Annotated in this window: 23 protein-coding genes; 15 read left to right on the top strand and 8 right to left on the bottom strand. The window is 70.1% G+C overall.

Going from position 1 to position 17,769, the window contains the following annotated elements:
* Positions 1–18 precede the first annotated feature (18 nt).
* Genes B0293_RS28350 through B0293_RS28340 form a run of 3 tightly spaced genes read left to right on the top strand, consistent with a single transcriptional unit; the run spans position 19 to position 2,110 of the window.
* Positions 19–321, top strand: coding sequence for an L-rhamnose mutarotase (locus B0293_RS28350; RefSeq protein WP_039916285.1), 303 nt, complete (start codon positions 19–21; stop codon positions 319–321).
* A complete protein-coding gene (locus tag B0293_RS28345; RefSeq protein ID WP_005153314.1) occupies positions 318–1,289 on the top strand; it encodes an aldo/keto reductase in 972 nt (323 codons plus the stop codon). The genes B0293_RS28350 and B0293_RS28345 overlap by 4 nt, the downstream gene beginning before the upstream one ends.
* Positions 1,286–2,110: an amidohydrolase family protein gene (locus B0293_RS28340; RefSeq protein ID WP_005153320.1), complete on the top strand. Its 825-nt coding sequence runs from the start codon at positions 1,286–1,288 to the stop codon at positions 2,108–2,110. The genes B0293_RS28345 and B0293_RS28340 overlap by 4 nt, the downstream gene beginning before the upstream one ends.
* 102 nt (positions 2,111–2,212) lie before the next feature.
* Here B0293_RS28340 and shbA read toward each other — a convergent pair whose 3' ends face one another.
* The 4 genes from shbA to B0293_RS28320 all read right to left on the bottom strand — a co-directional run bounded on the left by shbA (position 2,213) and on the right by B0293_RS28320 (position 4,235).
* Positions 2,213–2,869 carry an RNA polymerase sigma factor ShbA gene (gene shbA / locus B0293_RS28335; protein ID WP_005153321.1) on the bottom strand — a complete coding sequence of 219 codons (657 nt, stop codon included), beginning with the start codon at positions 2,867–2,869 and terminating at the stop codon, positions 2,213–2,215.
* 250 nt (positions 2,870–3,119) lie between these two features.
* A complete protein-coding gene (locus tag B0293_RS28330) occupies positions 3,120–3,422 on the bottom strand; it encodes a DUF202 domain-containing protein (RefSeq protein WP_005153322.1) in 303 nt (100 codons plus the stop codon).
* Positions 3,419–3,769: a YidH family protein gene (locus B0293_RS28325; protein WP_005153323.1), complete on the bottom strand. Its 351-nt coding sequence runs from the start codon at positions 3,767–3,769 to the stop codon at positions 3,419–3,421. The genes B0293_RS28330 and B0293_RS28325 overlap by 4 nt, the downstream gene beginning before the upstream one ends.
* A gap of 10 nt (positions 3,770–3,779) precedes the next feature.
* Positions 3,780–4,235, bottom strand: coding sequence for a GtrA family protein (locus B0293_RS28320; protein ID WP_005153324.1), 456 nt, complete (start codon positions 4,233–4,235; stop codon positions 3,780–3,782).
* Positions 4,236–4,535: 300 nt separating this feature from the next.
* Between B0293_RS28320 and B0293_RS28315 the strand changes: the two genes are divergently transcribed.
* Positions 4,536–4,847, top strand: a complete 312-nt coding sequence (locus B0293_RS28315; protein ID WP_005153325.1) for a hypothetical protein — start codon at positions 4,536–4,538, stop codon at positions 4,845–4,847.
* An 18-nt stretch (positions 4,848–4,865) separates the two neighbouring features.
* On the opposite strand, the gene B0293_RS28310 is transcribed toward B0293_RS28315, so the two are convergent.
* A complete protein-coding gene (locus B0293_RS28310; RefSeq protein WP_005153326.1) occupies positions 4,866–5,990 on the bottom strand; it encodes a glycerate kinase in 1,125 nt (374 codons plus the stop codon).
* Positions 5,987–6,952 carry a 2-hydroxyacid dehydrogenase gene (locus B0293_RS28305; protein WP_005153327.1) on the bottom strand — a complete coding sequence of 322 codons (966 nt, stop codon included), beginning with the start codon at positions 6,950–6,952 and terminating at the stop codon, positions 5,987–5,989. Before B0293_RS28305 ends, B0293_RS28310 begins: the two co-directional genes overlap by 4 nt.
* Before the next feature lie 540 nt (positions 6,953–7,492).
* Between B0293_RS28305 and B0293_RS28300 the strand changes: the two genes are divergently transcribed.
* Genes B0293_RS28300 through B0293_RS28255 form a run of 10 tightly spaced genes read left to right on the top strand, consistent with a single transcriptional unit; the run spans position 7,493 to position 15,011 of the window.
* Positions 7,493–8,302, top strand: a complete 810-nt coding sequence (locus B0293_RS28300; RefSeq protein WP_005153329.1) for a CoA transferase subunit A — start codon at positions 7,493–7,495, stop codon at positions 8,300–8,302.
* Entirely contained in the window at positions 8,299–9,054 is a 756-nt protein-coding gene (locus B0293_RS28295) for a CoA-transferase subunit beta (RefSeq protein ID WP_005153331.1), read from the top strand. The genes B0293_RS28300 and B0293_RS28295 overlap by 4 nt, the downstream gene beginning before the upstream one ends.
* Entirely contained in the window at positions 9,051–10,229 is a 1,179-nt protein-coding gene (locus tag B0293_RS28290; RefSeq protein WP_005153332.1) for a thiolase family protein, read from the top strand. The genes B0293_RS28295 and B0293_RS28290 overlap by 4 nt, the downstream gene beginning before the upstream one ends.
* Before the next feature lie 29 nt (positions 10,230–10,258).
* Positions 10,259–10,993, top strand: a complete 735-nt coding sequence (gene pcaH / locus B0293_RS28285) for a protocatechuate 3,4-dioxygenase subunit beta (protein WP_005153335.1) — start codon at positions 10,259–10,261, stop codon at positions 10,991–10,993.
* Entirely contained in the window at positions 10,993–11,541 is a 549-nt protein-coding gene (gene pcaG / locus B0293_RS28280; protein ID WP_005153337.1) for a protocatechuate 3,4-dioxygenase subunit alpha, read from the top strand. Before pcaH ends, pcaG begins: the two co-directional genes overlap by 1 nt.
* Positions 11,534–12,313, top strand: coding sequence for a 3-oxoadipate enol-lactonase (gene pcaD / locus B0293_RS28275; protein WP_039916286.1), 780 nt, complete (start codon positions 11,534–11,536; stop codon positions 12,311–12,313). Before pcaG ends, pcaD begins: the two co-directional genes overlap by 8 nt.
* Positions 12,310–12,714, top strand: a complete 405-nt coding sequence (gene pcaC / locus B0293_RS28270; RefSeq protein ID WP_005153343.1) for a 4-carboxymuconolactone decarboxylase — start codon at positions 12,310–12,312, stop codon at positions 12,712–12,714. Before pcaD ends, pcaC begins: the two co-directional genes overlap by 4 nt.
* Positions 12,715–12,723: 9 nt before the next feature.
* On the top strand, positions 12,724–13,545 hold the full coding sequence (locus B0293_RS28265) for an IclR family transcriptional regulator domain-containing protein (RefSeq protein ID WP_005153356.1): 822 nt from the start codon (positions 12,724–12,726) through the stop codon (positions 13,543–13,545).
* Positions 13,538–14,107, top strand: coding sequence for a nucleotidyltransferase family protein (locus B0293_RS28260; RefSeq protein WP_005153359.1), 570 nt, complete (start codon positions 13,538–13,540; stop codon positions 14,105–14,107). Before B0293_RS28265 ends, B0293_RS28260 begins: the two co-directional genes overlap by 8 nt.
* A 31-nt stretch (positions 14,108–14,138) precedes the next feature.
* Positions 14,139–15,011, top strand: coding sequence for an AAA family ATPase (locus B0293_RS28255; protein WP_005153362.1), 873 nt, complete (start codon positions 14,139–14,141; stop codon positions 15,009–15,011).
* 3 nt (positions 15,012–15,014) lie between these two features.
* Here B0293_RS28255 and B0293_RS28250 read toward each other — a convergent pair whose 3' ends face one another.
* Positions 15,015–16,034 carry an aldo/keto reductase gene (locus tag B0293_RS28250; protein WP_005153364.1) on the bottom strand — a complete coding sequence of 340 codons (1,020 nt, stop codon included), beginning with the start codon at positions 16,032–16,034 and terminating at the stop codon, positions 15,015–15,017.
* Positions 16,035–16,148: 114 nt separating this feature from the next.
* Between B0293_RS28250 and B0293_RS28245 the strand changes: the two genes are divergently transcribed.
* Positions 16,149–16,715 carry a TetR/AcrR family transcriptional regulator gene (locus B0293_RS28245; protein WP_039916287.1) on the top strand — a complete coding sequence of 189 codons (567 nt, stop codon included), beginning with the start codon at positions 16,149–16,151 and terminating at the stop codon, positions 16,713–16,715.
* On the opposite strand, the gene B0293_RS28240 is transcribed toward B0293_RS28245, so the two are convergent.
* Positions 16,664–17,746, bottom strand: coding sequence for a nucleoside hydrolase (locus B0293_RS28240; RefSeq protein ID WP_005153366.1), 1,083 nt, complete (start codon positions 17,744–17,746; stop codon positions 16,664–16,666). The two genes, B0293_RS28245 and B0293_RS28240, sit on opposite strands and share 52 nt — an antisense overlap.
* Positions 17,747–17,769: the final 23 nt, after the last annotated feature.

Raw genomic sequence — 17,769 nt, 5'->3', positions numbered from 1 at the left:
GGTGTCGCACTACAAAGAGTGGCACTCCACACCCGGTTGAAGCCGGGCAAGGAGGCCGAATACGAGTCGGTCCACGCCGTCATCCCGCCTGAGCTGGACGAAGCCCTGCGCGACGCGGGCGTGCGTTCGTGGCGGATCTGGCGTGACGGTCTCGACCTGTTCCACGTCGTCGAGGTGGAGGACTACGCGAAGATGCGCGCGGTCCTGCGCGATCATCCGGCCAACATCCCGTGGCAGGCACGGATGTCGGAACTGCTCGACGTCGAAGACGACTACTCGGGCGGCGATTCGGGTCTCGGCCTGGTTTGGGAGCTTCCGTGAAGATGTCCCTGTCCCCACTGGGGCTCGGCTGCGCGCAGCTGGGCAACCTGTACCACGCCATCACCGGCGAGACGGCCGAGGCGACCGTCCGGCAGGCGTGGGACGAAGGGATCCGGTACTTCGACACCGCCCCGCACTACGGGCTCGGGCTGTCGGAACGACGGCTGGGAGCGGCGCTTTCGGCGTATCCCCGCGCGGATTTCGTGGTGTCGACCAAGGTCGGTCGCGTGCTGGAACCCGACCCTGGCGGTGCTTCGCGCACCGATTCGCAGGGTTTCGTCGTGCCGGCGGCGTACAAGAGACGCTGGGATTTCAGCCGTGACGGCATCCTCCGGTCGCTTGAGGACAGTCTGGAACGCCTCGGGCTCGACCGGGTGGACGTCGTCTACGTGCACGACCCGGACCGGCATTTCGAGGACACCGTCAACGGTGCGTTCCCCGCGCTGCTCGAACTGCGGGAGCAGGGTGTCGTCGACGCCATCGGGGCGGGGATGAACCAGGCGCCGATGCTCGCGGAGTTCGTCCGCCGGTTCGATCTCGACGTGATCCTGCTGGCGGGCCGGTACACCCTGCTGAACCAGCCGGCGCTCGACGATCTTCTCCCGCTGTGCGCGGAACGCGGCGTGGACGTGGTCGCCGGGGGCGCGTTCAACGCCGGGATCCTCGCGACCGCGTCGCCGGGCACGATGTACGACTACGCCGAGGCGCCGGCCGAGCTGGTCGAGCGGGCACAGCGGATCGCCGAGGTCTGCGAACGGCACGGCGTCGAACTCCCGCAGGCCGCTCTGGCGTTGCCCGCCGCGCATCCGGCGGTGGTGTCCGTCGTCGTCGGCGCGCACGATCCCGGTCAGGTCCGGCTCAACGCCGAACGCTTCCGGCGCCCGGTGCCGCGCGAGTTGTGGACGGACCTGATCCGTGCGGGACTGTTGCGTGAGGACACCGTGCTGCGACAGGAGGAACGGCCTTGATCGACGCGCACCACCATCTCTGGGATCCCGCGAGCCGGGACTATCCGTGGATGACCGGCGAGGCGCTGGACCCGATCCGTCGTCCGTACACAGTGGACGATCTCCGCGCGGTGACCGAGGCGGCCGGGGTGAAGGGGACCGTGCTGGTGCAGACGGTCTCGTCGGAGGAGGAGACGCGCGAATTCCTCGCCGCCGCTGTCGCCGAACCCCTGATCGCGGGCGTCGTCGGCTGGATCGACCTCACGGCCCCCGGCGTCGCCGAGCGAGTGGCGGCGTTTTCCGGGCCGCTGGTGGGAATCCGGCACCAGGTGGAGAACGAACCGGACCCGTCGTGGCTGACGCGGCCCGACGTCCTGCGCAGTCTCGCCGCGCTCGGGGAGGCCGGGCTGGCGTACGACCTGCTGGTGAAGCCACCCCAGCTTCCCGCGGCTCTCGCCGCCGCGAAAGCGTTGCCGGAGCAGGTCTTCGTGCTCGACCACGCCGCGAAACCGCCGATCGCCTCGGGGGAATGGCAGCCGTGGGCGGACGGCGTCGCCGCGTTGGGCGAGCTGGACAACGTGTACTGCAAGCTTTCGGGGCTGGTGACCGAGGCGGACTGGGCGCGGTGGAAGGTCGGGCAGCTGGGGCGCTGGGCCGAGCACGTGCTGGAGTCCTTCGGGGCTTCGCGGCTGATGTTCGGCTCGGACTGGCCGGTCTGCGAACTCGCGGCCGCCTACGAAGTCGTCGTGGACACGGCCTTCTCGCTGACGGGCTCGTTGAGCGACGCCGAACGGCTGGAGTTCTTCGACGGCACCGCCCGACGGGCCTACTGCCTGGCATGAAAAAGAACCGGCCGGAAGCCGGTTCGAGGAAGAAAGTGGACGGCGCGGGGTCCGGGCGCCTGTGAACCGCCGATCAATGACCTGCGGCAGGGGGGAAAGGAGTCAGAACTCGTCCTGCTTGACCATCGTCCGCAGGCGGGCCAGTGCGCGGTGCTGCGTCACGCGCACGTTGCCGGCGGAGATCCCGAGGGCCTCGGCGGTCTCGGCGGCGGAAAGGCCGACGGCGATGCGGAGGGCGAGGATCTCCTGCTGCACCCGCGGCAGGGTGGAGAGCAGGCGGTTGAGCCGGGCACCGAGGTCCAGGTGCAGGGCGTGCGTTTCGGGTTCGTTGTCGGCGATGGGCCGTTCCGGCAGTTCCGGTACCGGTTCCGACCGGTCACGGGAGACCGCGCGGTAGGCGTCGGCGACCTTGTTGGCGGCGATGGCGTGCACGAGATACAGGAACGAGCCGCCGCGATCCTGGTAGCCGGGCAGCGCCTTCAGTACCGCCATGCACACTTCCTGCGCGACGTCGTCCGCCGACAGGTAGGACAGGTCGCGGCCACCCATTCTGGCGCGGCAGTACCGGACCACGACGGGGCCGATCATCCGCAGCAGGGACTGGATCGCGGCGGGATTCCCGTCGCCCGCGTCCCTTACGAGGGGGTCGAGATCCTCCTTGGTCAGCCGTCCGCCCGGTCGAGGCAGGTTCTCCGGAGTCGTGTATCCGGGGACCGCATCGGGGGTGACGGTTCTGGACGCGCTGGTGGTTGCTTGCATGGTCGTCCTCCCCGGCCGACCCTGCGACGTTCGTTGTCGAGGGGCCAACACTCCGTAACGATTGAAGGCGGCAGGTGCTCCAGAAGATCAGCTCTACCTGCCGCCGTTGCGACGCAGCGTAATCGTAGGCGTCGATCGGACGGCAGTAAAGATTTCAACTAGAGATAGCCCATTAGACGCAGTCGGCTTAATACAACCGAGACTCTGTGTCGCGAAAAAGGCCCTCGGGATCGCGGTCAGTGCGTGGTACTTAGCGTACCGCGACCAAGGAGACCGCGGTCGCTACGACGAGTGCCGCCGTTGTGACAGCAAGGATCGGGTTAAGCGGTTTCGGAGTTCCGGGCCTGCGCAGTGCTCGTTCACGGAACGAGCCGACGGCGACCAAGGTGATCACCATGGCGCCCGCGAACGCGACCGGGATGACCGTCGTCCCCCAGCCCCGCCGGGCGGCCGTGTGCAGGAGCAGGAGTGTGCAGGCAGTAGCCGCGAGCGCGGTCCGGCGCCACGCCAGCCCGGTCCGTTCCGCTTGCGCTCCGTGATCACCCGTACTCAAGAGAAGACCACCAAGGCCGCGGCCGTAAGGGTGATCACGAGGATCCCGGCCGTCAGCAGGATCAGCATCCCGCTCTTGGGCAGCGGCCGTCCCGCGCGCATCGCGGTCTGCACCTGCCGCCAGCGCGGATACGCGCTCGCCGCGAGCACGGCGGCCAGGACGACGCACAGCCCCGCGAGGACCGTGCTCAGCGCGCTCGGGTCGGGAACCAGCTGATGGACGGCGACGCCGCCGGCGAGCAGCCCCAGCGCCGTCCGGAGCCAGGCGAGGAAGGTCCGTTCGTTGGCGAGGGTGAAGCGGTAATCGGGTTCCGAACCGCCTTCATGCGGTCCGTTGATCTCAGGCACGCGTCGAACACTAGGCGTTCCGGCGCGCGAAGACCCACCAGCGAAGAACCGCGAAGCGCGCGATGCCGCCCACGACGCTCGCCGCGAGCAGGGCGCCGGTCTGCTCCAGCGCGGTCGGCTCGGTGATCACCGCGTCGAGGGACGCGAGCACGATCGAGCCGTACGCGGCGTAGAAGGCGAAGGTCGCGAGGTCCTGGAAGTGCCGCTTGCCCGCGTTGCTCTTTCGGGTGGCGAAGGTGACCCGACGGTGGAACTCGGTGTTCCCGACCGTCGTGACGGCGATCGCGACCAGATTGGCGGGCTGCGCGCCGAGGACCGGCTGCAGGACGAGGAACAGCACCGCTTGCAGCCCGGTGGCGGCGACACCGGCGACGACGTACCAAGCGGCGTGGTGGCCGAGTTCGTGGTGCCGCTCCGGCGCGCGCCGGATGATCCGGTGCCCTGGCGCCCACCTGGTGGTGGTCATACCGACGACGCTACTCCTTGTTTCACAAATTTGTGAAGCTAATGAACCTGCTGAGAGACTGTGATCCTGGCGACAGCACCGCCGTTTGGCCTGCGAAGACGTCGGGTACGCCACCGGGACCGGGTCGAGTACAGCACGTCCCGGCCAACGCCCGATGAGGAGGGAGCGGCCGAGCCGGAAACAGTGGACCCCGGGGTGCCGGACGCCGGCGAAAAATGATCTTCACTCAGACGGCGGGCCGTGCCGGGACCCCCTAGCGTGGTCGGTCAAGTGCAAGACCGCGACGAAGGAAGGGCAGAGATGCTTACAGTCACCGAAGCCGCCGCCGAGGCGATCACCGCACTGACCGGGCAGGAAAACGGGCAGGACGGAGGCGGGCTGCGGTTCGCGATGCATTCCCAGCAGGGGGACAGTCCCCAGCTCGCGGTTTCCGTCGCCCCCGAGCCCGAAAGCGGCGACAAGGTCCTCGGCGCCGACGGCGGCCCGAAGGTTTTCTTGGAGCCCGAGGCGGCCGCGTTGCTCGACGACAAGGTCCTCGACGTCCAGCAGGACGAGACCGGTGAAGTCGCCTTCGCCGTACTCCCGCAGGCTCAGCCCCAGCCTGGCAGCTGAGCCCGGCGGGTTCAGGCTTTAAGTCCGGGCCCAGGCACGGACCAGCTCGCCGGCCCGTTCGCGCAAGAGCGTCGCCGCGTGCGCACGCGCGTGGTCGAGCGAAGGCGCGTGGTCGATGAGGGCGGCGCTGCCCACGACCCCGAGGCCGGCGAGCTGGCTCTCGTCCAGCTGGATCCGCCCGGCCAGCACCATCAGCGGAACCGCGTGTTCCCGCGCGCGGGCCGCGATGCCCGCCGGAGCCTTGCCGTCGAGACTCTGCTCGTCCAGTGAGCCCTCGCCGGTGATGACGAGGTCGGCGCGTTCGATGGCGCCGGCGACGCCGGTGAGCCCGGCGATGAGCTGGAAACCGGATTCGACCGTCGCGCCGAGTCCGGCGATCGCGCCTGCCGCGACCCCGCCGCCCGCGCCCGCTCCGGGAAGGTCGGACACGTCGGGCGTCCCGGCGTTGCGCAACGCCTGTGCCCACCGGGACAGGGATTCGTCCAGCTGCTCGACCTCACGCGGGCCCGCGCCCTTCTGCGGGCCGAAGATCGCGGCCGCGCCACGAGGTCCGAGCAGCGGGTTCGTCACGTCGGTCGCGACGGCGACCTCGACGGAGCCGAGCCTTTCCCGCACCGGGCCGAGTTCTGCCGAAGCGACCCGGCCGAGGGTGCCACCGCCGAGCCCGACCGGCGCGCCGAACGCGTCGAACACCCCGGCGCCCAGCGCCGCCAGCATCCCGGCGCCGCCGTCGGTGCTCGCGGTCCCGCCGACGGTCAGCACCAGCCGTCGCGCGCCGTTGTCGAGCGCGTGCGCGAGGAGCTCGCCGACGCCCCAGGTGTGCGCGGCGAGCGCCACCTCCGGGCTCGGCTCGACGAACTCGATCCCGCACGCGCGGGCCGATTCGATGTAGGCCGTCCCGTCCAGCGTCACGTAGCTCGCGTCGACGGAGTCGTCGAGCGGGCCGCGGACCGGGAGCTCCACGAGCCGCCCGCCCGCCGCGACGAGGACGTCCAGCGTTCCCTCGCCGCCGTCGGCGACCGGGCAGGAGGAAACCTCGGCCTCGGGCAGCGCGTCGCGGACGCCGTGGGCGATCGCCGCCGCGGCCTCGACCGCGGTCAAGCTTCCCTTGAACTTGTCGGGCGCGATGACCACACGAGTCATGGACGAACCTCCGTCAACGGGTTTCCGCCGGTGAGCACCGACGCGACGTTCTCGGCCGCGAGCACGGCCATGGCAGTACGGGTTTCGACCGTCGCCGATCCGAGATGCGGCGTCAAGACGACGTTTTCGCGATCCAGGAGACGCGGTTCGACCTCGGGTTCGGCCTCGAACACGTCGAGGCCCGCTCCGGCGATTTCCCCGGCTTCGAGCGCGTCCGCCAGCGCCGCCTCGTGGACGACGGGACCGCGCGTGGTGTTGATCAGGCAGGCGCCCGGTTTCATCGACCTCAGCGCGTCCGCGTCGACGAGGTGCCTGGTCTCGGGCGTCAGGGGGCAGTGCAGGGAAACGACGTCGGAGCGCGCCAGCAGTTCTTCGAAGGGCACGTACTCGGCGCCCAAGGCCTTCTCGACGTCTTCGGCGGCCCGCGATCGTCCCGAGTAGACGATCCGCATGCCGAACCCGAGCGCCCGCCGCGCGACCGCCTGCCCGATCTGGCCGAGCCCGACGATCCCGAGCGTCTTGTCCTGCAGCGACGAGCCCAGCAGGAAACCCAGGTGGAACGACCACGGGGTGCGCGAGCGGATCAGCCGTTCGCCCTCGCCGAGCCGCCGCGTGACCGCGAGGATCAGTCCGAACGCCAGATCCGCGGTGGCGTCGGTGAGCACGCCCGGGGTGTTGGTCACGGTGACCCCGCGGCCGGCCAGCGCCGGGACGTCGATGTTGTCGTGGCCGACGGCCACGTTCGCCACGACCTTCAGCTCCGGGCCAGCCGCGTCGGCGACCGCGCCGTCGATCCGGTCGTGCAGCATGCCGACGATCGCGGACGCGCCACGGACGAACTCGCGCAGTTCGTCCGGCGTCAGCGGCCGGTCGGCGCGCGACAGCTTCACCTCCCCGGCTTCGGCGAGCACTTTGAGCGCTTCGTCGGGAATCCACCGGGTCACCGCGATCGTCGAGGTCACCGCTTCAGCCTAGTGTGCGGCGATTGGTATCCCAAACGCGAGAATCCCCGCTATGAGGGAGGCGCTTCCCCTGTGCGGGGGAGTCGTCACCCTCGGGTGCCCCGGGATCGTCGTAAGCGCGGAAAAGCTCCGCGAGCAGGGGATTCCAGCGAATGTTCCCGCCCGGCAGCGGGATCAGCTGAGCCCGATCACGCCGGTGACGTATTGAAGAGTGGGGCAACGTGGCGTGCCGTTGAGGTGTGCGCCGAATGTGGCATTGGGGACGTTGAGTGTCCCCAATGCCACATTCGGCGCACCCGGGATCGGTGGCTCGACGTCATGCCCCGAAGGCCTCCTTTGGGACATTCCGCGGCGCGGCCCGTGGCGCCGGAACTCGGCGGACGTGACGCGAAGGGAGCTTTCCCCGCGTGCGATGCGGCGAAAGTCCCCTTCGTCCAGCCCGAAACGCAACGCACGAAACCGGAGCTCTTGTGCTATGTTCATATGCAGAACATGTGTGCGCGATGCGAACAAGCCGTATTGTCAAGCCGGGGAGTGTGAATGGCGGAGCTGCTGTCGTTGAAGGAGGCCGTGGCGCGACTTGTGCGCGACGGGGACACTGTCGCGCTCGAGGGTTTCACGCACCTCATCCCGGTGGCCGCCGGTCACGAGATCATCCGCCAGCGCCGCACCGGCCTGACGCTGGTCCGCATGACCCCGGACATCGTCTACGACCAGCTCATCGGCGCCGGCTGCGCGAGCAAGCTGATCTTCTCGTGGGGCGGCAATCCCGGTGTCGGCTCGCTGCACCGGTTCCGGGACGCGGTCCAGCATTCGTGGCCGGTGCCACTGGAGATAGAGGAACACAGCCACGCGGGCATGGCGAATCGGTACGTCGCCGGCGCCTCGGGTCTGCCTTTCGCCGTCCTGCGTGGCTACACCGGCACCGATCTGCCCGCGCACACGGACACGATCAAGCCCATCACCTGCCCGTTCACCGGTGAGCGGCTCGCCGCCGTCCCCGCCCTCAACCCGGACGTGACGATCGTGCACGCCCAGCGCGCCGACCGGGACGGCAACGTCCAGATCCAGGGCATCACGGGTGTGCAGAAGGAGGCGGTGCTGGCGGCGAAACGGTCGCTGGTCACCGTCGAGGAGGTCGTGGACGTACTGGAGCCCCGGCCAGGCGCGATCGTGCTGCCCTCGTGGGCGGTCACCGCCGTCGCCGAGGTGCCCGGCGGCGCGAAGCCGTCGTACGCGGCGGGGTACTACGAGCGGGACAACGACGCCTACCAGGCATGGGACGCGATCGGCCGGGACAGGGAGAGCTTCACCCGCTGGCTCGACGAGCTGACGGGAGTGAAGGCATGACCGAGTACACCTCCGACGAGATGATGAGCGTCGCCGCGGCTCGCGCGCTCGGCGACGGGATGTCCTGCTTCGTGGGCATCGGCCTGCCCAGCACGGCCGCCAACCTGGCCCGCCGCGGGCACGCGCCGAACCTCACGCTGATCTACGAATCCGGCTGCCTCGGCGCCAAACCGACCCGGCTCCCGCTGTCCATCGGCGACGGCGAACTCGCCGACACCGCGGACGCCGTGGTCAGCGTCCCCGAGGTCTTCAACTACTGGCTCCAGCCGGGCCGGATCGACGTCGGCTTCCTCGGCGCCGCCCAGCTGGACAAGTTCGGCAACATCAACACCACCGTGATCGGCCCGGACTACGCGAATCCCAAGGTGCGCCTCCCCGGGGCGGGCGGCGCGCCGGAGATCGCCGCGTCCTGCCGCGAGGTGTTCGTGGTGCTGCGGCAGAGCACCCGCACTTTCGTCGAGAAGGTCGACTTCGTGACCTCGTTCGGGCACGGCACCGGCAAGGGCGACCGCGAGCGGCTCGGCCTCCCCGGCGCCGGGCCGACGCTGGTGGTCACCGACCTCGGCCTGATGCGGCCCGACCCCGGGACCGCCGAGCTCACGCTCACCGAGCTGCACCCCGGGATCGACGTCGATCAGGTCGTCGAGGCGACCGGGTGGAAACTGAAGGTGGCAGGCGACCTGGGAACCACCCCGGAGCCGACCGAGGCAGAACTCCGCATCCTCCGAGACCTCAAAAGGGCGAGCGCATGACCGACGTCTTCCTGTTCGACGCCATCCGTACCCCGTTCGGCAAGTACGGCGGCGCGCTGTCCGGGGTCCGCCCCGACGACCTCGCCGCCACCGTGCTGCGGGCCCTGGCCGAGCGCAACGACCTCGACCCGGCGACCGTGGACGAGGTCGTGCTCGGCGACGCCAACGGCGCGGGCGAGGACAACCGCAACGTCGCGCGGATGGCGGCGCTGCTGGCGGGCTGGCCGACGACGGTGCCGGGCGCCACGGTCAACCGGCTGTGCGGCTCCGGTCTCGACGCCGTCATGCAGGCGAGCCGGTCGGTCCAGGTCGGTGACGCCTCGCTCGCCGTCGCGGGCGGGGTCGAGTCGATGAGCCGTTCGCCGCTGGTCATGCAGAAGCCGGAGAAGGCCTTTCCCGCGGGCAACCAGACCCTGTACTCCACCGCCCTGGGCTGGCGCATGGTCAACCCGGCGATGCCCGAGCGGTGGACGGTCTCCCTCGGCGAGTCCACCGAGCTGCTCGCCGAGCGCTACGGCATCGGCCGCGACGAGCAGGACGCGTTCGCCGTCCGCAGTCACGTCAACGCCGCCCGCGCCTGGGACGAAGGGTTCTACGACGACCACGTCGTCCCCGTCGAGGGCGTCGAACTCAAGCGGGACGAAGGCATCAGGCCGGACTCCAGCCCGGAAAAGCTCGCGAAGCTCAAGCCCGTCTTCCGTCCACAAGGGACGGTCACGGCGGCGAACGCGTCACCGCTCAACGACGGCGCCTCCGCGTTGCTGCTCGGCGACGAGGCGGCCGGGAACCGGCTCGGCAAGGCGCCGCTGGCCCGGATCGCCGGTCGTGGCGCCGCGGGTGTCGAGCCCGACGTCTTCGGCATCGGCCCGGTCCGCGCGGCCGAGATCGCCCTGGAACGGGCGGGAATCGGCTGGGAGGACCTGGCGGCGGTCGAACTGAACGAGGCCTTCGCCGCGCAGTCGCTGGCCTGCCTGCGCGACTGGTCGAAACTCGACCCGGAGATCGTCAACGTGAACGGCGGCGCGATCGCGATCGGGCATCCGCTGGGCGCTTCCGGCGGCCGGATCCTCGGCACCCTGGCCCACCACCTGCGCCGCACCGGCGGCCGGTGGGGACTGGCGGCCATCTGCATCGGCGTCGGCCAGGGGCTGGCCGTCGTCCTCGAAGCCCAGTGACCCACTGACCCGCGCTGGAGGGAAACAGTATGTCCGCACCCGCAGAACTGAGGCTCCCGCGCTACCGGCGCGACCCGGAGGGCACGCATCCGCCGCTCGACCACGCCGGTTACCGGTCGACGGCGCTGCGGCACCCCAAGGAACCGCTGATTGTGCTCCCGCATCTGCTCACCGAGGTCACCGGACCCGCACTGGGACCGGGCCGGATCGGCGAGTTCGACAACGACCTCACGAAGGGACACGAGGGGGAGCCGCAGGGACAGCGGATCATCGTCACCGGGCGGCTGCTCGACGGTGACGGGCGGCCGATCCGGGATTCGCTCGTGGAGGTCTGGCAGGCGAACGCGGGCGGGCGCTACCGGCACACCGGCGACCGCTGGCCGTCGCCGATCGACCCCAACTTCGACGGCGCGGGCCGGACGCTGACCGACGGCGACGGGCGCTACACCTTCACCACCATCAAACCGGGCGCGTACCCGTGGAAGAACCACGACAACGCCTGGCGGCCGGCGCACATCCACTTCTCCGTCTTCGGCAGCGCGTTCACCCAGCGGCTGGTCACCCAGATGTACTTCCCGGAAGACCCGCTGTTCTCGCAGGACCCGATCTTCAACTCCATCCCGGACGAGAAGGCGCGGCAGCGGATGATCGCGCGGTTCGACCTGGACCGCACCGAAGCCGAATGGGCACTGGCCTTCCAGTTCGACATCGTCGTGCGTGGCCGCGAGGCGTCGGTCTTCGAAGACGAGGAGGACGAGCACTGATGCCGGAGACGACGCCTTCCCAGACCGTCGGCCCATACCTGTCCATCGGCCTGCCCTGGCCGGACGGGCCGGACGTCGTCCCCGCGGACGAGCCTGCCGCGATCCGGATCCGCGGCCGGGTCCTCGACGGCGCCGGTGACCCGGTCCCGGACGCGATGATCGAGACCTGGCAGGCCGACGCCGACGGCCGGTTCGACCACCCCGACGACCCGCGCGGAGCGGTCGCGAGCGGGTTCCGGGGCTTCGGCCGCTGCCCGACCGATCCGGGTGGCGACTACGAGATCCGGACGATCATGCCCGGCTCGCTGCCCGGTCCGGCGGGCAGCACACAGGCACCGCACATCGACGTCTCGGTGCTCGCCCGCGGCCTGCTGCACCGCGTCGTCACCCGGATCTACTTCGAGGACAACGACAATTCCCAGGATCCGGTGCTGGCCTCGGTCCCGGAGACCCGCCGGGGCACGCTGATCGCCACCAAGACGGATGAGGGCTACCGGTTCGACGTCCGCTTGCAGGGCGAGGGGGAGACGGTGTTCTTCGATGTCTGAGCGAGTAACGGTGCACAGCGTCGCGGAAGGGCCCACGGACGGCCCTGTCGTGGTGTTCAGCGGATCGCTCGGCAGCGATCACCGCATGTGGGATCCGCAGATGAAACCGTTGGTGGAAAAGGGTTTCCGGGTGATCCGGTATGACACCCGCGGGCACGGCGCGTCCCCGGTGCCTCCGGGGCCGTACTCGCTCGACGATCTCGGTGGCGACCTGCTCGCGCTGCTCGACGAGCACGGCGTCGAACGCGCCCACGTCGTCGGGCTCTCGCTCGGCGGCATGACCGGGATGTGGCTCGGCGTGAACGCGCCGGACCGGATCGAGAGCCTCGTGCTGTGCTGCACGTCCGCGAAGCTCGGGCCGCCGAGCATGTGGGCGGACAGGGCGAAGACGGTCCGCGAGAACGGCACCGGATCGGTGGCCGAGGCCGGGGTCGGCCGCTGGGTGACAGCCGGGTACGCCACCGCCTACCCCGAGCGGGCCGGGTACCTGCGCGAGATGATCGCGAGCGTCCCCGCCGAGGGATACGCGTCGTCCTGCCAGGCCATCGAACAAATGGATCTCGTCGGCGATCTGCCCAAGATCGTGGCCAGGACCCTGGTGATCGCCGGGGCCGAGGATCCGGCCACCCCGGTCGAGCACGCCGAGGTGATCGCGGGCGGCATCCCGGACGCGCGGCTCGAGGTCGTCGAAAGCGCCGCGCACCTCGGAAGCTTCGAACAGCCGGAGCGGTTCACCGCGCTGATCCTCGAACACCTGGAGGCGGTCCGATGAGCGAAGACACCTACGAGACCGGCATGCGGGTGCGCCGCGAAGTCCTCGGCGACGCGCACGTGGACCGGGCGGTGGCCCGCACCACCGAGTTCAGCCGCCCGTTCCAGGACTACATCACCCGGGGTGCTTGGGGCTCGGTCTGGTCGCGCGACGGGCTCGACCGCAAGACCCGCAGCTGCGTCACGCTGGCCGCGCTCACCGCGCTGCACGCCCACGACGAGCTCGCGATGCACGTCCGGGCAGCGGTCCACAATGGACTCACCGCGCAGGAGATCTCCGAAGTCCTGCTGCACACCGCCGTCTACACTGGCGCCCCGGCCGCCAACGCGGCGTTCGCCGTCGCGCAGCGGGTGCTGGCCGAACTCGGTGAGCCTGCCGCCAAGGAAGAGGGTGACGGTTAGGGTTCTCCTATGGACGAAGGCGAGGTGACCGAGCGCGGAGCGCACCATGTCCAGTCGCTGGAGCGCGGGCTGGCCGTGATCAAGGCGTTCAACGCGGACGCGTCGGAACTCACGCTGAGCGACGTCGCCCGGTCCACCGGGCTGACCAGGGCGGCCGCCCGCCGGTTCCTGCTCACCCTCGTCGACCTGGGATACGTGCGCACGGACGGCAAGTACTTCTCGCTCACCGCGCGAGTCCTCGAACTCGGCTACTCGTACCTGTCGAGCCTGTCGCTGCCGGAGGTCGCCCAGCCGCACCTCGAACGGCTGTCCGCCGAGGTGCACGAGTCGAGTTCGGTATCCGTGCTCGAGGGCCTGGACATCGTCTACGTCGCCCGCGTGGCCGTCTCGCGGATCATGACCGTCAGCATCAACGTCGGCACCCGCTTCCCGGCCCACGCGACGTCGATGGGACACGTGCTGCTGGCCGACCTCGAAGGCGAAGACCTGCACGGCTACTTCGACGCGGCCAAGCTCGAAAAGCTGACCGCGCGCACGCTGACCAGGCAGAAGGAGCTGAAGGCCGAGCTGGAGAAGGTCTACCGGCAGGGTTACGCGATGGTCGACCAAGAACTCGAAGAGGGTCTCCGCTCGATCGCCGCGCCGATCCGGGACCGGCGGGGCAAGGTCGTGGCCGCGGTCAACCTCTCCACCCATGCCAGCCGGACGACGCCCGAGTCGGTCGAGCACGAACTACTGCCGTCGCTGCTCGAGACGGCCCGCGCCATCGAAGCCGATCTGGCCTCGGCGCCACCGACCAAGGCCGGGCACACGAAGGCAGGGCATGGCTGAGGTCGCCGGGCTGCTGCTCGCGGCCGGAGCGGGGCGCAGGTTCGGCGGGCCGAAGGCGCTGGCCGTCCTCGACGGCGAGCCGTTCGTCGTCCGGGCGCTGCGGGTGCTCGCCGACGCCGGTTGCACGCCGGTCCGGGTGGTGTTGGGTGCTTCGGCCGGTGAAGTCCGCGCGCTGCTGCCCGAACCCGGGTCCGCGGTCGTGGCTGAAGACTGGGAGTCCGGCATGGGCGCGTCCCTGCGCGCGGGACTGAAGGCCTTGGAAGCGACCGGCGCCGAAGCCGCCGTCGTGCATCTCGTGGATCTGCCCGGGGTCGGCGCCGAAGTGGTGCGCCGGGTCGCGGCCGGGGCAGGCGAGAACACCGTCGCGCGTGCCGCCTACGACGGCGTCCCCGGTCATCCGGTCGTCCTCGGCCGCCGCTGGTGGCCGGAGATCGTGGCGGGCGCGTCCGGGGACAAGGGCGCGCGGGACTGGCTCAAGGGCCGCCCGGACCTGCGGCTCGTCGAATGCGGCGACCTCGGCACCGGACACGACGTGGACCGCCGCGAGGATCTTCCAGGCTGATCTCTCGCTCCGCGAGGCTTACGATCGGGAAGTGACCGTCGAATCGCCGGAGAAACTGGCCGAAGCCCTCGTATCGGTCGGCTACCTCGCCGACGACGGCATCGCCACGGCGGGATTCCTCGCGCTGCGGCTCGGCCGCCCGCTGTTCTGTGAGGGCGAACCGGGCACCGGCAAGACCTCGCTCGCGTTGGGACTGGCCGAAGCGCTCGGCATGCCGCTCATCCGGCTCCAGTGTCACGAAGGGATCGACGCGGCGCAGGCATTGTACGAATGGGACTTCCCCCGCCAGCTGCTGCATCTGCGGACGCTCGAAGCGGCCGGTGGCGGCGGCCTCGACGTCGAGGCCGCCGAACAGTCCCTGTACACCGAACGCTTCCTGCTTTCCCGGCCGCTGCTGAAGGCGTTGCAGACGGCGCCCTGTGTCCTGCTGGTCGACGAGATCGACCGCGCCGACGACGAGTTCGAAGCCCTCCTGCTGCAACTCCTCGACGAGAACGCGGTGACCATCCCCGAGTTCGGCGAGGTGCGAGCCGAGCACCCACCGCTCGTGGTGCTCACCTCCAACCGGACGCGGGAGGTGCACGACGCGCTGAAGCGCCGTTGCCTCTACCACTGGCTCGAACACCCGGACCTCGGCCGCGAGATCGAGATCCTGCGCCGCAAGATCCCGGACCTCGGCGAAGGACTCGCGGCACAGGTCGCGGCGGCGGTGCACCGGCTCCGCGGGATGGAGCTGTTGAAGCCGCCCGGGGTGGCGGAATCCCTCGACTGGGCTCAGGCGCTCCTCGCGCTGGGAATGTCCGAACTGGACGCCGCGGCCGGCGCGCGGACGCTCGGTTCGGTGCTCAAGTACAGCGAGGACCTCGACCGGGTCCGCGCCACATTGGACAAACTGCTCGCCTGAAGATCAGCGGCGTCGCAGCGACGCGTCGAGCAGCGCGGGCGGGGTGTCGTATTTCTCCTCCGGGGCGAGGTCGGTGCCCGGGGCGACGATCTCGTCGATCGCGTCCAGGACGTCCGCCGGAAGCACCGTGTCCGCGGCGGCGAGCTGCGACTCCAGATGCGCCAGCGTGCGCGGGCCGATGATCGCGCTCGTCACGCCCGGATGCGCGACGACGAAACCCAGCGCGAGCTGGATCAGGCTCAGTCCCGCCTGGTCGGCGACCTTGGCCAGCCGCTCGACGGCTTCGAGCCGGGCCCGGTTGCCCGGCCGGGTCAGGTCGAACCGCTGCGGCAGGACCGCGGAGCGATTCGTGGTGATCTCACGGCCTTCCCGGATCGCGCCGGACAGCCAGCCGGACGCCAGCGGGCTCCACGCCAGCACACCCATCCCGTATTCCTCGGTCACCGGCAGGACATGCGTTTCGATACCGCGCTGCAAAATCGAGTAGCCCGGCTGTTCGGTGACGTACCGGCTCAGGTGGTGTTCGCGGGCGGCCCACTGGGCCTGCACGATCCGGTAGGCGGGGAAGGTCGACGAACCGAAGTACCGGATCTTGCCCGCGCGCTGGAGATCGGTCAGCGCCGAGAGGGTTTCCTCGTCGCTGGTCTTCGGGTCCCAGCGGTGGATCTGGTAGAGATCGACGTGGTCGACGCCGAGGCGGCGCAGGCTGTCGTCCAGTTCGGTCACCAGCCATCGGCGGGAAGCGCCCTGATGGTTGCGCGCGTCGCTCATCGGCAGGACGGCCTTCGTGGCCAGCACGATGTCGTCGCGGCGGCCCGCGATGGCCTTGCCGACCATCTTCTCCGATTCCCCGGCGCTGTACGCGTCGGCGGTGTCGATGACGTTGATCCCGCCCGCCAGCGCGGCGTCGACGATCGCGGTGGCCTCGTCCTGGGTGGTGCGCCCGATCGCGCCGAAGTTCATCGCGCCGAGCGCGAGGGTGCTGACCTGCACACCGGTCCTGCCCAAGGTGCGGTACTGCATGACGGTGTCCTCCATGGCAAGATGAGCAAGCGGAACGTTGCTCCGCTAACGATACGGAGCACTGTTCCGTTTGGCAACCCCGGGCGGCGAGGCACAGCTACAAGGAGCGGTGTGATGAGTGAAGAGGGCACCAAGAGCAAACGCGCGGACGCCCGGCGCAACGAGAAGACCCTGCTCGACGCGGCCGCCGCCGTCTTCATCACTTCGGGCGTCGAGGCGCCGGTCCGGGCCATCGCCGCCAAGGCGGGCGTCGGGATGGGCACGATCTACCGGCACTTCCCGACCAGGGCGGACCTCGTCATCGCCGTCTACCGGCACCAGGTCGACGCCTGCGCCCAAGCCGGGCCGGAACTGCTGGAGTCGAGCGATTCCCCGTACGAGGCACTACGGCGCTGGATCGACCTCTTCGTCGATTTCCTGGTCACCAAGCACGGCCTGGCCGCGGTCCTGCAATCGGACAACGCCGGGTTCGAGACGCTGCACACCTACTTCCTCGACACGCTCCTGCCGGTGTGCGCCCGGCTGCTCGACGCCGCGGCGAAGGCCGGCGAGATCCGGTCCGACCTGGAGGCACTCGAAGTCATGCGCGGCGTCGGGAACCTCTGCATCGGTGCCGACAGCGATCCCCGCTACAACGCGCGCAAGATGGTCGGGGTCCTCATCGCCGGCCTGAAACCCTGACCGTTCAGCATCTTCAGGAACCCGTTCTCCCACGCGACCGGGTCCGCGTCGTAGCCGACGTACTGCGAAGTTCCCTTGGGGGTCACGAAAGTACGTCCGGCCGCGGCGCCGTCCTGCCGCACGTCGACCTTCGCCCGCCGCAGCTTCACCGGGCTCACGGCGTCGAGCACCTCGGACGAGGCGAGCGCGTCCCACCAGTACGCCGACCCGTCCTGGACGTACGGCGCGAGATCGGGCTGGGTGACGATCGCGTGCACCAGTTTCGCTTCCACCGTCCGGCCTTCCCGGCCGAGACGCTCCACATAGGATGGTGTGATGGGGACGTCGTTCGTGGCGTCCAGCGGCACGATGTCGACGCGGCGGAGCCCGGCGAAGGCCTTGTCCGCCGAAGCGGGGTCGAGCCACATGTTGACTTCTTGGGTGCCGTCGAACTTCCCCGCGTCGGGGCCGAACACGTTGCCCGGGACGTCGAACGCGCCGCCCATCACCGCGAGCCGCGAAATCCGTTGGGCCACACCGGGAACGTCCATCGCCTTCGCGACGTTCGTGAGCGGTCCGGTCGCGATCACGACGACCGGCCGGGCGGACTCGAGCACCGTCGCCGCGAGCAGCGTCGAGGCCCGGACAGGTGACGGGCGATCCGGTACGCTCGCGTCGCCGAGCGCGCCGTTGAGGATGCTTTCGGTCCAGGCGCGGCCATCGGCGGGCATCGGGTTCACGCCGGTGTCGGAGCCGTCGGCGACCGGGATGCCGGAGAGGCCGCATTTCCCGAGCGCCGTCCGCACGTGGGTCAGCGCGCGCCCCGGGATTCCGGCGCCGTTGTTGGTGACGGTGACCGCACGCAGGTCGATGCGGCGCTGTTTGTGCGCCTGGCAGAGATACGCGAGCGTCGCGATGTCGGCGAAATCGGAGTCGCCGTCGTACACGACCGGGACCGGCGAAGAGGCGGGGGCCGCCGAGGCGGCGGGGGCGGCCGCCGCGCCGACGACGCAGGCGAGCAGGACGGCCACCACGGCACGGGACGAGAACATGGCGTCACCGTAGCGAGGTTTTC

The organism is Amycolatopsis azurea DSM 43854 (assembly GCF_001995215.1).
GTDB lineage: Bacteria > Actinomycetota > Actinomycetes > Mycobacteriales > Pseudonocardiaceae > Amycolatopsis > Amycolatopsis azurea.
This window is presented reverse-complemented; position numbering and strand designations above follow the sequence as displayed.